Raw genomic sequence first — 15,399 nt, 5'->3', positions numbered from 1 at the left:
TCAGAAAACCCCTTTATTTAAGTGCTACGCGATGATGCCCGCGTGTGCACGGGCATCCCGCCCGTGGCGCTGCATGGCCCGTGCATGAGATGCGCGGCAAGCGCCATGGCAGCGCCAGGATGCGCCGAACTGCGCAAGGTTCGGCGCGTGCAGGCATGCTGCAGAGGCACGCCTGCACGGTCGCCACGCGCGTCGCGAGCCGGTCTTTTTTCATGGGCCATTTATCCGGATCGCGACACACTCATTCAGCTTGTTCTACCGTATAGCCCTACGGCCCCACTCCACCGCCAGCGAACCGACTCCCATGCGACCGCTTCCCACCCTGCTCACGCTCGCAATCGCGGCTGCCTTCGGCGGCTTCGTCGCCACCGGCATCAACGCCCACCTGGACAACCGCGCCGATGCAGCGCCGCTTCCCGCCGCGCTGCCGACCAGTGCCGCGTTGCCGGCCGCGGTTGCCGGGCAGGCGGTACCGTCGCTGGCGCCGATGCTGGAAAAGGCCATGCCGGCCGTGGTCAGCGTCAACACCAAGCAGGTGGTGCGGGTGCGCAATCCGTTCTTCAACGACCCGTTCTTCCGCCGCCTGTTCCCGGACGTGCCGCAGGAACGCATCAACGAATCGCTCGGTTCGGGCGTCATCATCGATGCCAGCGAGGGCCTGGTGCTGACCAACCACCACGTCATCGACAACGCCGACGACGTGCAGGTGACCCTGGCCGACGGGCGCACGGTGAAGGCCGAATTCCTCGGTTCGGACCGCGACACCGACATCGCCCTGATCCGCATCCCGGCGCAGAACCTCACCGACATCAAGCTGGGCAACAGCGACCAGCTGCGGGTGGGCGACTTCGTGGTGGCCATTGGCAACCCGTTCGGTTTCAGCCAGACGGTGACCTCGGGCATTGTCTCGGCGGTGGGCCGCACCGGCATCCGCGGCCTGGGCTACCAGAACTTCATCCAGACCGATGCGTCGATCAACCCGGGCAATTCCGGTGGCGCGCTGGTCAACCTGCAGGGCCAGCTGGTCGGCATCAACACGGCCAGCTTCAACCCGCAGGGCAGCATGGCCGGCAACATCGGCCTGGGCCTGGCCATTCCGTCCAACCTGGCGCGCAGCGTGGTCGACCAGCTGGTCAAGCACGGCGTGGTGGTGCGCGGCACCCTGGGCGTGGAAGCACAGAACCTGAGTGCGCAGATCGCCCAGGGCCTGGGCCTGGGTGAAACGCGTGGCGCGCTGATCACCCGCGTACTGGCCGGCTCGGCCGCCGCTGCAGCCGGGCTGAAGCCGGGCGACGTGGTGGTGTCGGCCAATGGCCAGCGCGTGGACAGCGCCGAAGCGCTGCACAACGTCGAAGGCCTGGCCGCTGTCGGCAGCGTGCTGGCGCTGGACGTGCGCCGCGAAGGCAAGGCGGTGCAGGTCAAGGCCACGCTGAAGGAACAGGCACGCTCGGTCACCGGCGAAAGCCTGGACCCGCGCCTGACCGGCGCCACTTTCACCGACCTGCCCGAGTCGCTGCGCCAGTCCGGCGTGGGCGGCGTGCTGGTCAGCGAGGTCAAGCGCGGCAGCCGCGCGGCCAGCAACGGCCTGCAGCAGGGCGACATCATCGCCGAGGCCACGGTGGGCGAATTCGCTGACCTGGCCAGCTGGCGTGCCAACTTCCAGCAGCGCCCGGCCAACCTGGTGCTGCGCATCCTGCGCAACAATGGCCAGCAGCAGGGCCAGCTGGTGATGCGCTGATCGCCCCGCCGTAACACCCCCTATACCCGGCCGATGCTATTGCTGTACGCCCTATCGGCCGAACCCTTCGTTCGTCCCCCCATCGCAACAGGAGTGATTCGATGAGCCCCACCAATACCGAGAACCTGAAGGAACACCTGGGTGAAGCCGGTTCCCACCTGAAGCAGGCCGCCACCGCTGCCGGCGGTGCGATCAAGGGTGCAACCGGCGCCGCCGGTGACGAACTGCGCATCGGCAAGGCCAACGTCAAGGCCGAACTGTCCGACAGCGCGCTGTCCGGCCTGGCCGCTGCCGAATTCGGCGGTGCCGCTGCCAAGGAACAGGTCGACGCACTGATGGACAAGGGCAAGGACCTGGTCGACAGCGCCGCCGAGCTGATCCGCGAGCGTCCGCTGGCATCGTTCGGCGTGGCCTTCGCCGCTGGCTGGCTGATCGCCAAGCTGGCCAGCAGCAGCGACAAGTAAGCTGCGGCGTGAGCGAAGAGACCACGCAAGCACCCGATCCAGCGGCGACCCCGCCGCTGGACGAGAGCATCCGCCAGGTCGGCGCGGCAGGTAAGGCCACCGCCGATTCGGCCAGGAATTCGCTGCGCTCGCTGCGGCGGTTGGCTTCGGCCGACTTCGCCCTGGCCCGCAGCGCATTCGGCCGCGCCCTGGCCTGGGCCGGGGTGGGCATCGTCTTCGGGGCCTCGGCCTGGCTGCTGATGGCCGCCACCCTCATCGCCCTGCTGCAGAGCTGGGGTTTGAGCTGGCTGCAGGCCCTGCTGATCACCTCGCTGCTGAGCCTGGCCGTGACCGGCTATGCGATCTGGCGGGTGTCCTACTTCTTCCACCACACCGGCATGCATGCCACGCGGCGCCAGTTGTCGAAGCTGGGGCTGTTCGACGAGCCCAGCGAAGACGACCCCGATGCCGAGGTGCAGATTCCGGAGGGCAAGCCATGAAGTTCGGCGCGCTGCAGCGACGGGTGAAGCGCTGCGAACAGGTGATGGCCGTGCGCATGGCCGAAACCGAAGACAACTGGACCGTGCTCAGCCAGGTCTGGCGGCAGGGCTGGTCGCCGCTGCGCATCATCACCGTCGGCCTGGCCGGCGGTTTCCTGGCCGGCAAGCTGGAAGTACCGGGCAAGGTGAACGGTGCACGCTGGCTGCAGATGATCGGCTCGGTATCGAACCTGTTTGCCAGTGGCCAGGCGGCGTTTGCCGCCGCGATGGCTGCACACGCGGCCGATACGGCCGATGAAGCCGCCGACCAGGCCGATGAGGCGGCCGAGCAGATGGCCCCGCAGGCCGCAGCCCGCCCTGCCCCGCGCGCGGCTGCCACGCCCGAACCGGAACTGCGCGAACCACAGCCGGCCGAAGCGGCCACCGACGTCTCCGAGCGTTGACTCGACACACCCGCCGCGTTGATCGCGGCGGGCTGATAATGGGCCTCCCTTCCCGGTTGGTGCGTCGATGAGCGAGTCCCTGCTGTCCCCTGCGGCACCCCGACCGGACAACGCGGCGCCCCTGCCGCCGCCGTCGCGCCCACGCGGGCCGATGTCGCTGGTGGTGCTGGCCACCCTCGCCGTGGCCTTCACCCTGTGGGCCGCGCAGGACATCATCCTGCCGGTGCTGCTGGCCATGTTCTTTGCGCTGGTGGGCAACCCGATCCTGCGTTTCCTGCGCCGGCTGTGGATCCCGCGCGCGATCGGCGCGCTGCTGATCCTCGGCACCGGCCTGGGCGTGACCGCCTCGCTGGGCGTGCAGCTGATCGGCCCGGCGATGGACTGGGCGCAGGAAGCACCGCAGCAGCTGCGCAAGGTCGCCCGCCAGGTGCAGGACCTGACCAAGCCGGTGCAGCAGGCCAACCTGGCGGCGGAGAACTTCGCGCGCGTGGCCGGTGGCGAGAGCAACCGCAAGATCCAGGTCATCCGCACCCAGCTGGACGACCCCTACCGCATGCTGACCCGGGCCCCCAAGCTGGCCGCATCGGTGCTGGCAGTGGTGCTGCTCACCCTGTTTTTCATGATCTATGGCGAGAGCCTGCAACGCGCGGCCATCGCACTGTTCCCCAACCGCCAGCAACAACGGTTCACCACGGACATCCTGCGCTCGATCGAGCGCGAGGTCTCGCGCTACGTACTCACCATCAGCGTCATCAACACGCTGGTGGGCCTGGTGTTTGCCGGCGTGCTGATGCTGCTCGGCATCGGCCTGCAGGAGGCGCTGCTGTGGGGCACGGTGGCCGCGCTGCTGAACTTCGCGCCGTACGTGGGCCCGCTGATCGGCGTGGCGATGATGCTGCTGATGGGCTTCGTCGAGTTCCGCGACCCGCTGCAGGCCCTGCTGCCGGCTGCGGCCTACCTGGGCCTGCATACGCTGGAAGGGCAGCTGGTGACGCCGATCGTGCTGGGCCGGCAGATGAAGCTGTCACCGCTGGTGCTGATCCTGGCGCTGATGGTGTTCGGCTGGGCGTGGGGCATGGTCGGCCTGCTGCTGTCGGTGCCGCTGCTGGTCTGCATCAAGCTGGTGCTGGCCCGCCTGGAAGGCATGCAGGGCTGGGCGCGGCTGCTGGAATGAAAGCCCCGGCGGGCAGGCGTAGAATGGCCGGGTGAAATTTCCAGTCCAAGCCATCACCCTCGACCTCGACGACACGCTGTGGCCGTTCGCGCCGATCGGCGCCCGCATCGACGTGGTCCTGCACGAATGGATGTGCGAGCACAGTCCCGCCACCGCTGCCATGTACCCGGTGGCGGCGATGCGCGAACTGCGCGAGCGCTCCTTCCGCGACAACCCGCACCTGCACTTCGACCTGAGCGCATTGCGCCGGCTGACGATCCAGGAGGCGCTGCAGAACAGCGGCGCCAGCCTGGAGCTGCTGGAGCCGGCCTACGAAGTGTTCTATGCCGCGCGCAACCAGGTCGAGTACTACCCCGACGCGCTGGAGGCGCTGGCGCGCATCGCCGCGCGGGTGCCGGTCGCAGCGCTGAGCAACGGCAACGCCGACCTGGAGCGGATCGGCCTGTCGCATCTTTTCGCCTTCCAGCTGGGCGCGCGCGAACACGGCGCGGCCAAGCCGGAGGCCAGCATCTTCCATGCCGCCTGCGAGCGCCTGGGCGTGGCCCCGGCGCAGGTGCTGCACGTGGGCGACCATGTCGAGATGGACGTGGCCGGGGCGATCGCCGCTGGCCTGCGCGGTTGCTGGATCAACCGCGACGCCGCCACCTGGACCCATCCGCAGCTGCAGCCGGACCTGCAGTTCGACACCCTTACCGGCCTGGCCGACTGGTTGGACGCCAACCTTGATGCCGCCGACGAACACCGGAGTAACTGACGCATGAGCGAGATCATCGGCTTCACCGCCACTGCCACCGCCGCACTGCCGCTGCACGTGCTGGACCGCGACCAGTTCGCACGCTGGAAGGCCGCCCAGCCGGCTGCCCAGCAGGCGTGGCTGGACGCACAGGGCTTCACCGCCAGCGCCCACAGCGTGGCCCTGCTGCCCGGCGAGAATGGCCTGGCCGGTGCGGTGATCGGGGTGGGCGACCGCGCCGATGCCTACGCCTATGCACATGCCCCGCACGCCCTGCCTGAAGGCAGCGTGTGGCAGCTGGCCACCGAACTGCCGGCCGCCGAACAGGCGCTGCTGCAGCTGGGCTGGGGCCTGGGCAGCTACCGCTTCGACCGTTACCGCAAGCGCAACCGTGCACCGGCGCAGCTGCTGGCCAGCCCCGGCGCGGAAGTGGCCGACCTGATCGCCGCCAGCCTGCGCGTGCGCGACTGGGTCAACACCCCGACCGAAGACATGGGCCCGCAGCAGCTGGAAGACGCCGCGCGTGCGCTGGCCGACACCCATGGCGCGCAGGTCGAAGCGATCACCGGCGATGAACTGCTGAAGCAGAACTTCCCGGCCATCCATGCGGTGGGCCGTGCCTCGCACCGTGCGCCGCGCCTGATCGTGCTGCGCTGGGGCAAGGACAGCGACCCGGCGCTGGCGCTGGTCGGCAAGGGCGTCTGCTTCGACACCGGCGGCCTGGACATCAAGCCGGCCGACGGCATGCGCAACATGAAGAAGGACATGGGCGGCGCCGCCCACGCACTGGCTTTGGCCGGGCTGGTGATGGCCCAGCAGCTGCCGGTGCGCCTGACCCTGCTGATTTCGGCGGTGGAAAATGCAATCGGCCCCGATGCCTTCCGTCCGGGCGAGATCATCGCCACGCGCAAGGGCCTGAGCATCGAGATCGACAACACCGACGCCGAAGGCCGCCTGGTCCTGTGCGACGCGCTGACCTTCGCCGGCGAGCAGAAGCCCGACCTGGTGCTGGATTTCGCCACCCTCACCGGTGCGGCGCGCATTGCCCTGGGCCCGGACCTGCCGGCGCTGTTCAGCAATGACGACACGGTGGCCCAGCAGTGGCTGCAGGCCGGCGATGAGACCCGCGACCCGGTGTGGCGCATGCCGCTGTGGCGCCCGTACCTGCGTTACCTGAGCAGCGGCGTGGCCGACCTGGCCAATGCCGGCTCGCGCATGGCCGGCTCGGTGACCGCCGCGCTGTACCTGGAACGTTTCCTGGAAAACGACCAGCGCTGGGCACACCTGGACGTGTACGCCTGGAACGACGGCGAACGCCCGGGCCGTCCGGCCGGTGGCGAGGCCCTGGCCCTGCGTTCGGCCTGGGCGATGCTGAAAGCGCGGTACGCCTGAGCCTGCGCGCTCCCCTGCCCCACCGGCCTGGCCGGTGAGGCGGCGGGGCGGCGGCACGCGCTCCACGGTAGAGTCGACTGTCAGTCGACTGTCGCGCGCAGCGCGGGATTTTCCAGGGCCGGTCGGAGAGCAGTCGACCAACGGTCGACTCTACCGCTGCCGGGGCCGGGGCCGGGGCTGGCAAATCTGACGAAAAATTGAATTTCGGCCCCGGCCGGGTTCTGCGAGGATGTGCGGGTCGACCACCCACACGATCTGTGAAGGCAGGAACCCGACCATGTCGCTCTTCCGCTACACCCGCGCCGGCCAGACGCCCGGCGCACCGCGCGCCAATTCCCCGTTGCCCTGGATCGCCCTGATCGCCTTGATCCTGGGCGGCGTCGCGTTGGCGTTCGCCTGGCTGGCCGGCTGGATCGGCAACCGCCTCACCGCGCAGCGCTTCACCGACACCATCGAAGCCACCGGCCCGGCCCACCCGGGCTTCCGCCGCGCGCACAGCAAGGGCATCTGCGTGAGCGGCTGGTTCGAACCCAGCGCGCAGGCACCCACCCTGTCCAGCGCGCGGGTGTTCTCCCAGGCCCGCGTGCCGGTGATGGGCCGCCTGTCGATCGGTGGCGGCGACCCGTACGGCGCCGACAACACCGCCCGCGTGCGCAGCATGGCCGTGCAGATGGTCAGCGACGATGGCCAGGAATGGCGGATGGCGATGAACAGCTTCCCGTTCTTCGCGGTGCCCGACGCCGAGGCGTTCTACGAGCAGACCCGCGCGTCCATCCCCGACCCGGCCACCGGCAAGCCCGACCCGCAGAAGATGGCCGCCGTGCTGGCCAAATACCCCAGTGCGCAGGCCTTCCAGCAATGGGCGAAGACTGCGCCGTGGACCAGCAGCTGGGCCGACACCACCTACAACAGCGTCAACAGTTTCTGGTTCACCAACGCGCAGGGACAGAAGCGCGCGGTGCGCTGGCGCTGGCAGCCGCTGGCGCCGGTGGTGGAGATGGATGCGGACACGCGCAAGCAGGCCAGCGTCGATTTCCTCAGCCAGGAACTGCAGCAGCGCCTGGCCAAGGGCCCGGTGCAGTGGAACCTGGTGGTCAGCACCGCCGCGCCCGGCGATGCCATCGACGATCCGTCCACGCCATGGCCGGACACGCGCGACCAGGTGGTGGCCGGCGTGCTCAGCCTGGACCGCATGCAATCGCAGGAGGAAGGCGCCTGCGGCCAGATCAACTTCGACCCGTTGATCCTGCCCAGCGGCGTGCGCGGCAGTGACGACCCGATCCTGGCCGCGCGCTCGGCCGTGTACTCGCAGTCCTTCAACCGCCGCGAACGCGAACGCGCCGCCGGCAACGTCGAACAACCGAAGAAGGAGGCCGCACGATGAGTACCGGCAACGGCCACTTCAACCTGCTCGCGCGCATCCTGCACTGGACCATGGCGGTGATGATCCTGGCGATGCTGTTCGTCGGCGTCACCATGGTCGCATCGCTGCACCTGCGGCCGATGCTGGTCGACCTGCACCGCCCACTGGGCATCGCCATCCTCGTGCTGGTGCTGCTGCGCCTGTACAACCGCCTGCGCCATCGCCCGCCGCCGCTGCCGGCGGACCTGCCGGTGTGGCAGGCGCTGGCGGCCAAGGCATCGCACTGGATGCTGTACGGGCTGATGCTGGCGATGCCGCTGATCGGCTGGGCGATGCTTTCGGCCGGCGGCTACCCGATCACCCTGTGGGGCGGCGTGCACCTGCCGCCGATCGTGCCGCACACCCCGGCGCTGTATGCGGCCCTGCGCAACGCGCACAGCCTGCTGGCGTATGTGTTGTTCGCCACGGTGCTGATGCACGTGGGCGCGGCGCTGTTCCACCTGTGGGTGCGCCGCGATGGCGTGTTCCAGGCGATGGCGCGCGGAAAGGATTGAGCCGGGCCGCGAACTGGTAGCGCCGGGCCACGCCCGGCGGATCGTTTCGTCGCATGTGCAGGTGCAGGTCAAGGGCGGCCACTTCGCTCGCCGGGCATGGCCCGGCGCTACCGGCGCATCGCGCGCCTACAACCAGCCCTTCTGCCGGGCCAGCCGGTACGCCTCGATGCGGTTGGCCACGCCCAGCTTGCCGATGCATTCGGACAGGTAATTGCGCACGGTGCCGTGCGACAAGCCCAGCTGCTCGGCAATCTCGCTGGCGGTGCGGCCTTCGCCGGCCAGGCGCAGCACGCGCCGCTCGCGGTCGGTCAGCGGGTCGGCCTGCGACCATGCATCCATCGCCAGCTGCGGGTCGATCGCGCGGATGCCCTGCTGCACCTTGCGCAACGCGTCGGCCAGGTTCTCCGCCGGGGCGTCCTTCAACAGGTAGCCCAGCACCCCCGCTTCCAGCGCGCGGCGCAGGAAACCGGCGCGGGCGAAGGTGGTGACGATGACTACCTTGATCGGCAGTTCGTGGCGGGCAATGCGCTGGGCCAGCTCCAGGCCGGTCAGGCCGGGCATCTCGATGTCGGTCACCAGGATGTCCGGCTGCAGCTGCTGCAGCATGCGCCAGGCCGCCTCGCCATCGGCAGCGCTGCCCAGCACCTCGATGTCCGGTTCCAGGCCCAGCAGCGCCGACAGCGCGCCGCGCACCATCGCCTGGTCCTCGGCCAGCAGGATGCGGATCATGCCGCACCGCCCTGTGCCAGCGACGCCGGCGGGACCGGCGTGGTGGCCGCCGCCAGCGGCACGCGCAGGGTCAGCAGCGTGCCCTCGCCCTTGCCCGACTGCACCTGCAACTGGCCGCCCAGCGCGGCCACGCGCTCGCGCATGCCGCACATGCCGTTGCCCTCGGCCTGCAGGCCACCCCGTCCGTCATCGCGTATCTGCATCACCAGCTGCCGTCCTTCCTGCATGAACTCCACCCGTGCCTGGGTCGCCTGCGCATGGCGCACGATGTTGGTGGCCGCCTCGCGCAGCACCAGCGCCAGGCCGCGCTCCACCTCCACCGGCATCGGCGGCGGCACCGTGTAGTGCAGGTGCACCTGCTGGCATTCCAGCAGCAGCCGCGCCGAGGCCAGCTCGCCGGCCAGATCGCTGGCGCGGATGCCGGTAACCGCGCTGCGCACCTGCGCCAGCGCTTCGCGGGCAATGGCCTCGGCCTCGCCGATCTCCTGCCGCGCACGCGCGTCATCGCGGTCGTACAGCTTGCGCGCCAGTTCCAGCTTCAGCGTGATCAGCGACAGTGTGTGGCCCAGCAGATCGTGCAGGTCGCGGCCGATGCGCTCGCGCTCGGCGGTGGTGGCCAGCCGCCGCACTTCCTCCTGCGACAGCTGCAAGGCCACGTCGCGCTGCTGGCTCAACGCCTCCACGTTCACCACCAGGCCAACAATGAAGGACACCGCCGGCATCCACACCAGCGCCTGCCACGGGTAGCCGAAGTACAGCGCGGCGGCGCAGAACACGATGTTCAGCGCGGTCAGCTGCAGCAGGTACATCCACCAGCCACTGCGCCCGCTCATGCGCATCATCACGCAGCCGAACACGAAGTAGCTCAGGCCGGACGGATACCAGGGCAGCAGCACCAGCGACATCGCGACCATCGCCAGCGCATAGCGTGGGCCGTGGTGGCGCGGCGCCAGCATCACCCGCGCATACAGCAGCAGGAACAGCGGATAGCTGGCCAACGTGAGGAACAGCCAGCGCAGGGTGAAGCCATTGCCCAGCGCGGGGGTGAGGAAGATCCACACCGACCAGAGCAGGTGGATCGCACCGCTCCACGGCGATTTGCCCCGCCGCAGCAGGTCGGCCACGGCCGAATCCGGCGCGGGGCGCAGCAGCGACGCAAGCCGGTTCGATGGCACGGGCGGATCCAGGCGGGAACGTTCGCTGCCGATCATGCCAGTTCAGCCGACCCGGCGCAGGCGACGGCGCGCCAGCAGCAGCGCCGCCACGGTCACGCCCAGCAGCACCAGCAGATGCCCGGCGATGCTGCCCACCGCTGGCTGCCCCACCACGGGCAGTGCCAGCTGGGCCAGGTGCCAGGTCGGCCACAGCGGTGCCATCGTGGAAAACAGCTTCGGCAGCGCCGACAGCGGCAGCCACAGCCCCGACAACAGGGCCAGCGGCAGGTACACCAGGTTGACCATCGCCGGTGCCGCGCTGGCACTGGCATGGCTGCCGATCAGCAGGCCGATGGCGCCCAGCGGCAGCGCTGCCAGTGCCGCCACCGCCAGCAGCTGCAGGATCTGCTGCGCCTGCAGATGCACGCCGCCCAGGGTGCAGGCCACGGTGACCAGCAGCCCGGCCACCAGCAGCGCAAACAGCACCGCCATCGCCAGCCGCGCCAGCAGGGGCGCTGCGGCCGGCATCGGCAGCGCGCGCTTCAGGGTCAGCAGGCCACCCTCGCGGTCCAGCGCCAACTGCACGCCGAAGCCGAACAGGGCCGGTGCCATCGCGCCGAACACACAGTAGGTGGCCAGCAGGTACAGCGGCGCATGGCCACGCCCCAGCAGCACGCCGAACAACAGGTAGAACAGCACCGGGAACAGCAGCGAGGGCACGGCGAAGGCCGGCGTGCGCCAGGCCCGGCGCAGTTCGGCCTGCAACTCGGCGATGTACGGGCGCAGGACGGCACGCATGGACGGGCGCGGCGCAGCGAGGGAACGGGTCACGGTGTTCATGCAGCCTCCCGGGTCATGTCGAGGAAGGCGTCGGCCAGCGCCGCGCCCTGTACTTCCAGTTCCTGCAGCTGCGCATCGGTGGCCAGCAGGCGGGCCACCACCGGTTCGGCCGGGCTGGCCAACAGGTGCAGGTGCGCGCCATCACGCTGCACCTGCTGCACGCCCGGCCAGCGCTGCACGTCCTCCACCGCCAGGCTGCTGCGGCAGCGGATGCGGCGCGGCCGGTCGGCCAGGCGCAGTTCGGCCAGCGGCGCATCGGCCAGCACGCGGCCCTGTTCCAGCACCACCACCTGCTGTGCCAGTGCTTCGGCTTCCTCCAGGTAATGGGTGGTCAGCAGCACGCCGCAGCCTTCGGCCACCAGCTGCCGGATCGCCTGCCACATCACCTGCCGCGCCTGGATGTCCAGGCCGGTGGTGGGCTCATCCAGGAACAGTACGCGCGGGCGGCCGCACAGCGCGATGGCGAACTGCACCGTGCGCTGCTGGCCACCGGACAGCTGCCCATAGCGACGGCGGGCCAGATCCTGCAGGCCGGTGCGCTGCAGTACCTCCGCCAGCGGCATCGGCTCGGCGTAGCAGGCACTGGCCTGCGCCACCAGCTCATCCACCTGCAGCATCGGCGGCAGGCTGGTGCTCTGCAGCATCACGCCCAGCCCCAGGCGGCTGGCGCGCTGCTGCGGATCGCCACCGAGCAGTTCAACCTGCCCGGCATCGGCGCGGCGCAGGCCCAGCAGCACGCTGATCGCGGTACTCTTGCCAGCACCGTTGCGGCCCAGCAGGGCCAGGACCTGGCCGGCACGCACCTGCAGGTCGATACCCTGCAGCGCGGCATGGCCGGCGTAATGCACCTGCACCTGGTGCAGGCGGGCCAGTGGGGCCGTCGTGGGGGCTGCGGTCGGATCCATCGGTGCGGTACCGGTAGCGGGGACGTTGCCATCCTGTGCCGCGCCGGTCACGTTTCGCAGTGGCCGCCGTCAGCTCCATCGGGTGACAGCTGTCACTGCCATCCCGCCCCGTGCCACCTGCATGCTGTGCTGCACGCTTGCCCACCGGAACCGCCGCTGTCGCCCTTCCGGCCATATCCGCCCGAATGCCTGTGATGGAACGCAATGAACGCTTCTGCCGAGCTGTTGAAGGAACTCCGCATCGACCGCAAGAACCCGCCGCCGTCCTCCGGGGATGGCCCGGGCGGCCGCCGCTGGCTGTGGATCGCCCTGGTCGTCATCGTGCTGCTGCTGGCCGGCGGCGCCTTCCTGCTGTTCGGCCGCGAGCCGGCGCCTGAGGTCGAGACCGCACCGGCGGTGGCGATCCAGCAGGGAAGTGCCAGCAGTTCGGTGCTCGACGCCAGTGGCTACGTGGTGGCCCGGCGCATGGCCACGGTGTCGGCCAAGATCACCGGCAAGGTGCGCGAGGTGATGATCGAGGAAGGCATGCGGGTGGAGGCCGGCCAGATCATGGCCACGCTGGACCCGATCGATGCCGATGCACAGCGCAGCCTGTCCGCGTCGCAGGTGCAGGCCGCGCGTGCGCAGGTGGCCGGCCTGCAGGCGCAGCAGCGCCAGGCCGCCGCCGAAGCCAGCCGCCTGCAGGCACTGGTGGGCCAGCAGCTGGTCTCGCGTTCGCAGTACGACCAGGCCGTGGCCCAGCGTGACAGCGTGCGTGCACAGCTGGATACCGCCCAGCGCAACGTCAAGGTGGCCAGCGACCAGCTCGCCATCGCCGACCTCGGCGTGGACAACAACATCGTGCGCGCGCCGTTCTCCGGCGTGGTCACCGCCAAGGCCGCGCAGCCGGGCGAGATCGTCTCGCCGCTGTCGGCCGGCGGCGGCTTCACCCGTACCGGCATCGGCACCATCGTCGACATGGATTCGCTGGAAATCGAAGTGGAAGTGGGCGAAGCCTTCATCGGCCGCGTGCAGCCGAAGATGCCGGTGGAAGCCACGCTCAATGCCTACCCGGAATGGAAGATCCCCGGCGAGGTGATCGCCATCATCCCCACCGCCGATCGTGGCAAGGCGACGGTGAAGGTGCGCGTCGCACTGAAGGTGAAGGACCCGCGCATCGTGCCGGAGATGGGCGTGCGGGTCAGCTTCCTGGAGCAGGCGCAGCCGCAGGCCGCCGCCAGCAAGCCGCAGGGCGTGCGCGTGCCGGCCACCGCCGTGGTCGAGCGCGAAGGTGCCAGCGTGGCCTTCGTACTGGGCGATGCCGACCGCGTGCAGCAGCGCACCGTGCAGGCCGGCCAGGCGATGGGCAAGGACCGCCAGATCCTCAAGGGCGTGAGTGCGGGTGAACCGGTGGTGGTCAACCCACCGCAGACCCTGCGCGATGGCGCCAAGGTGCAACAGAAACAAGCGCAGTAACGGCCAGGCGCCCGCGTGGCGCCGCCGGCAGCACCGTTCGACGCACGCCTGCGGCTACCGCAGGCGCAGTGCCCCGTTTCCCGCCTTCCGTGGAGAACCACCCATGTCGACCCTGGTTTCACTGCGCAACATCACCAAGACCTACCAACGCGGCCCGGAAAAAGTGCAGGTGCTGCACGGCATTGATCTGGACATCGCCAGCGGCGACTTCGTCGCGCTGATGGGCCCGTCCGGTTCGGGCAAGACCACCCTGCTCAACCTCATCGGCGGCCTGGACAACCCCAGCGGCGGCGAGATCAGCATCGAAGGCGAGCGCATCGACCAGATGAGCGGCGGCCAGCTGTCCACCTGGCGCAGCCACCACGTCGGCTTCGTCTTCCAGTTCTACAACCTGATGCCGATGCTGACCGCGCAGAAGAACGTGGAACTGCCGCTGCTGCTGACCCACCTCAGCGCCGCCCAGCGCAAGCGCAATGCCGAGATCGCGCTGACCCTGGTCGGCCTCGCCGACCGCCGCAGCCACCGCCCCAACGAACTGTCCGGCGGCCAGCAGCAGCGCGTGGCGATCGCCCGCGCCATCGTCTCCGACCCGACCTTCCTGATCTGCGACGAACCCACCGGCGACCTCGACCGGCAGTCGGCCGAGGAGATCCTGGGCCTGCTGCAGCAGCTCAACCGCGAACACGGCAAGACCATCATCATGGTCACCCATGACCCGAAGGCCGCCGAATACGCCACCCACACGGTGCACCTGGACAAGGGCGAGCTGGCCGACGCCCCGCTGGCCCACTGACGGAGGCCCCGGCGATGAAATACTTTTCCCTTGTCTGGGCGCAGCTGTTCCGCAGCCGCACCCGGACCCTGCTGACCCTGCTCTCGGTGGTCGCCGCGTTCCTGCTGTTCGGCATGCTCGATTCGGTACGCGTGGCATTCAACTCCGGCGGCAGCGTGGAAGGTGCCAACCGCCTGGTCACCGCATCGCGCCTGTCGATCACCCAGTCGCTGCCGATCCGCCTGGAAACGCAGATCCGCCAGGTCGACGGCGTGCGCGACGTGGCCTATGGCATGTGGTTCGGCGGCATCTACCAGGACCCGAAGAACTTCTTCCCGAATTTCTCGGTGTCACCCAACTACTTCGATGTCTACCGCGAACTGCAGATCGACCCGGCGCAGCTGGAAGACTGGAAGCAGACCCGCACCGGTGCCATCGTCGGCGAGAGCCTGGCCAACCAGTTCGGCTGGAAGATCGGCGACACCATCCCGCTGCAGGCCACCATCTTCCCCCGCGGCGGCAGCAACGACTGGCCGCTGGAACTGAAGGGCATCTTCCGTTCCAAGGACCGCGCGCAGGCGGGCAACGAAGAACGCCAGTTGATGATGAACTGGAAGTACTTCGACGAATCCAACGACTACATCAAGAACCAGGTGAGCTGGTACACGATCACCCTGGACAACCCCGACCATGCCTCGCGGGTGGCCCAGGCCATCGATGCGATCTCGGCCAACTCCGACCACGAAACCAAGACCCAGACCGAATCGGCGTTCCAGCAGGCCTTCGTCAAGCAGTTCGCGGATATCGGCATGATCGTCACCTCGATCATGGGCGCGGTGTTCTTCACCCTGCTGCTGTTGACCGGCAACACCATGGCCCAGGCCGTGCGCGAGCGCATTCCCGAACTGGCCACGCTGAAGACGCTGGGCTTCAAGGATGGCACCGTGCTGACGCTGGTGATGGTCGAGTCGGTGCTGCTGATCGGGCTCGGTGGCCTGATCGGCATGGGCCTGGCCGCGCTGGTGCTGCCGGCCATCGCGCCGAAGAGCATGGGCATGCTGCCCCCGCACGTACCCACACCCACCTGGCTGGTGGGCGTGGGCCTGATCGTGGTGATCGGCATCGTGGTCGGGCTGCTGCCTGCGCTGCGGGCCAAGCGCCTGAAGATCGTCGATGCGCTGGCCGGCCGCTGAGGAGGACAACC

16 protein-coding genes are annotated in these 15,399 nt (G+C 69.3%); 12 read left to right on the top strand and 4 right to left on the bottom strand.

The window, feature by feature from the left end; translation table 11 throughout:
- The first annotated feature begins 304 nt into the window (after positions 1-304).
- The 9 genes from C1927_RS01600 (at position 305) to C1927_RS01560 (ending at position 8,340) form a co-directional block, all read left to right on the top strand.
- Positions 305-1,738, top strand: a complete 1,434-nt coding sequence (locus tag C1927_RS01600; RefSeq protein ID WP_079224953.1) for a Do family serine endopeptidase — start codon at positions 305-307, stop codon at positions 1,736-1,738.
- 101 nt (positions 1,739-1,839) lie between these two features.
- Positions 1,840-2,202 carry a hypothetical protein gene (locus C1927_RS01595; protein WP_079224951.1) on the top strand — a complete coding sequence of 121 codons (363 nt, stop codon included), beginning with the start codon at positions 1,840-1,842 and terminating at the stop codon, positions 2,200-2,202.
- Between the two features lie 8 nt (positions 2,203-2,210).
- Positions 2,211-2,681 carry a phage holin family protein gene (locus C1927_RS01590; RefSeq protein WP_079224949.1) on the top strand — a complete coding sequence of 157 codons (471 nt, stop codon included), beginning with the start codon at positions 2,211-2,213 and terminating at the stop codon, positions 2,679-2,681.
- Complete coding sequence (locus tag C1927_RS01585) at positions 2,678-3,124, top strand: protein sip-5 (protein WP_079224948.1); 447 nt, start codon at positions 2,678-2,680, stop codon at positions 3,122-3,124. Before C1927_RS01590 ends, C1927_RS01585 begins: the two co-directional genes overlap by 4 nt.
- 67 nt (positions 3,125-3,191) lie before the next feature.
- Positions 3,192-4,298, top strand: coding sequence for an AI-2E family transporter (locus tag C1927_RS01580; RefSeq protein ID WP_079224946.1), 1,107 nt, complete (start codon positions 3,192-3,194; stop codon positions 4,296-4,298).
- A 31-nt stretch (positions 4,299-4,329) separates the two neighbouring features.
- Positions 4,330-5,052: an HAD family hydrolase gene (locus tag C1927_RS01575; RefSeq protein ID WP_108745760.1), complete on the top strand. Its 723-nt coding sequence runs from the start codon at positions 4,330-4,332 to the stop codon at positions 5,050-5,052.
- A 3-nt stretch (positions 5,053-5,055) separates the two neighbouring features.
- Positions 5,056-6,423: a M17 family metallopeptidase gene (locus tag C1927_RS01570; RefSeq protein WP_079224942.1), complete on the top strand. Its 1,368-nt coding sequence runs from the start codon at positions 5,056-5,058 to the stop codon at positions 6,421-6,423.
- Between the two features lie 277 nt (positions 6,424-6,700).
- The gene (locus tag C1927_RS01565) at positions 6,701-7,807 is read left to right on the top strand and encodes a catalase family peroxidase (RefSeq protein ID WP_108745759.1); all 1,107 of its coding nucleotides are present in this window, start codon (positions 6,701-6,703) and stop codon (positions 7,805-7,807) included.
- Positions 7,804-8,340, top strand: coding sequence for a cytochrome b (locus tag C1927_RS01560; RefSeq protein WP_108745758.1), 537 nt, complete (start codon positions 7,804-7,806; stop codon positions 8,338-8,340). The genes C1927_RS01565 and C1927_RS01560 overlap by 4 nt, the downstream gene beginning before the upstream one ends.
- Positions 8,341-8,466: 126 nt before the next feature.
- On the opposite strand, the gene C1927_RS01555 is transcribed toward C1927_RS01560, so the two are convergent.
- From C1927_RS01555 to C1927_RS01540, 4 genes are read right to left on the bottom strand one after another with little or no spacing between them, the layout of a single operon-like run.
- On the bottom strand, positions 8,467-9,069 hold the full coding sequence (locus C1927_RS01555) for a response regulator transcription factor (protein ID WP_079224937.1): 603 nt from the start codon (positions 9,067-9,069) through the stop codon (positions 8,467-8,469).
- Entirely contained in the window at positions 9,066-10,280 is a 1,215-nt protein-coding gene (locus tag C1927_RS01550) for a sensor histidine kinase (protein WP_108745757.1), read from the bottom strand. The genes C1927_RS01555 and C1927_RS01550 overlap by 4 nt, the downstream gene beginning before the upstream one ends.
- A 6-nt stretch (positions 10,281-10,286) precedes the next feature.
- Positions 10,287-11,063, bottom strand: a complete 777-nt coding sequence (locus tag C1927_RS01545; RefSeq protein WP_108745756.1) for an ABC transporter permease — start codon at positions 11,061-11,063, stop codon at positions 10,287-10,289.
- Positions 11,060-11,968, bottom strand: a complete 909-nt coding sequence (locus C1927_RS01540) for an ABC transporter ATP-binding protein (protein ID WP_079224934.1) — start codon at positions 11,966-11,968, stop codon at positions 11,060-11,062. The genes C1927_RS01545 and C1927_RS01540 overlap by 4 nt, the downstream gene beginning before the upstream one ends.
- 204 nt (positions 11,969-12,172) lie before the next feature.
- On the opposite strand from C1927_RS01540, the gene C1927_RS01535 reads away from it, so the two are divergent.
- From C1927_RS01535 to C1927_RS01525, 3 genes are all read left to right on the top strand, one after another.
- Positions 12,173-13,423: an efflux RND transporter periplasmic adaptor subunit gene (locus C1927_RS01535; protein WP_079224933.1), complete on the top strand. Its 1,251-nt coding sequence runs from the start codon at positions 12,173-12,175 to the stop codon at positions 13,421-13,423.
- A 103-nt stretch (positions 13,424-13,526) separates the two neighbouring features.
- Complete coding sequence (locus tag C1927_RS01530; RefSeq protein ID WP_049435531.1) at positions 13,527-14,216, top strand: ABC transporter ATP-binding protein; 690 nt, start codon at positions 13,527-13,529, stop codon at positions 14,214-14,216.
- Between the two features lie 14 nt (positions 14,217-14,230).
- Entirely contained in the window at positions 14,231-15,388 is a 1,158-nt protein-coding gene (locus C1927_RS01525) for an ABC transporter permease (protein WP_079224932.1), read from the top strand.
- Positions 15,389-15,399 lie beyond the last annotated feature (11 nt).

Source organism: Stenotrophomonas sp. ZAC14D1_NAIMI4_1, assembly GCF_003086775.1.
GTDB lineage: Bacteria > Pseudomonadota > Gammaproteobacteria > Xanthomonadales > Xanthomonadaceae > Stenotrophomonas.
This window is presented reverse-complemented; position numbering and strand designations above follow the sequence as displayed.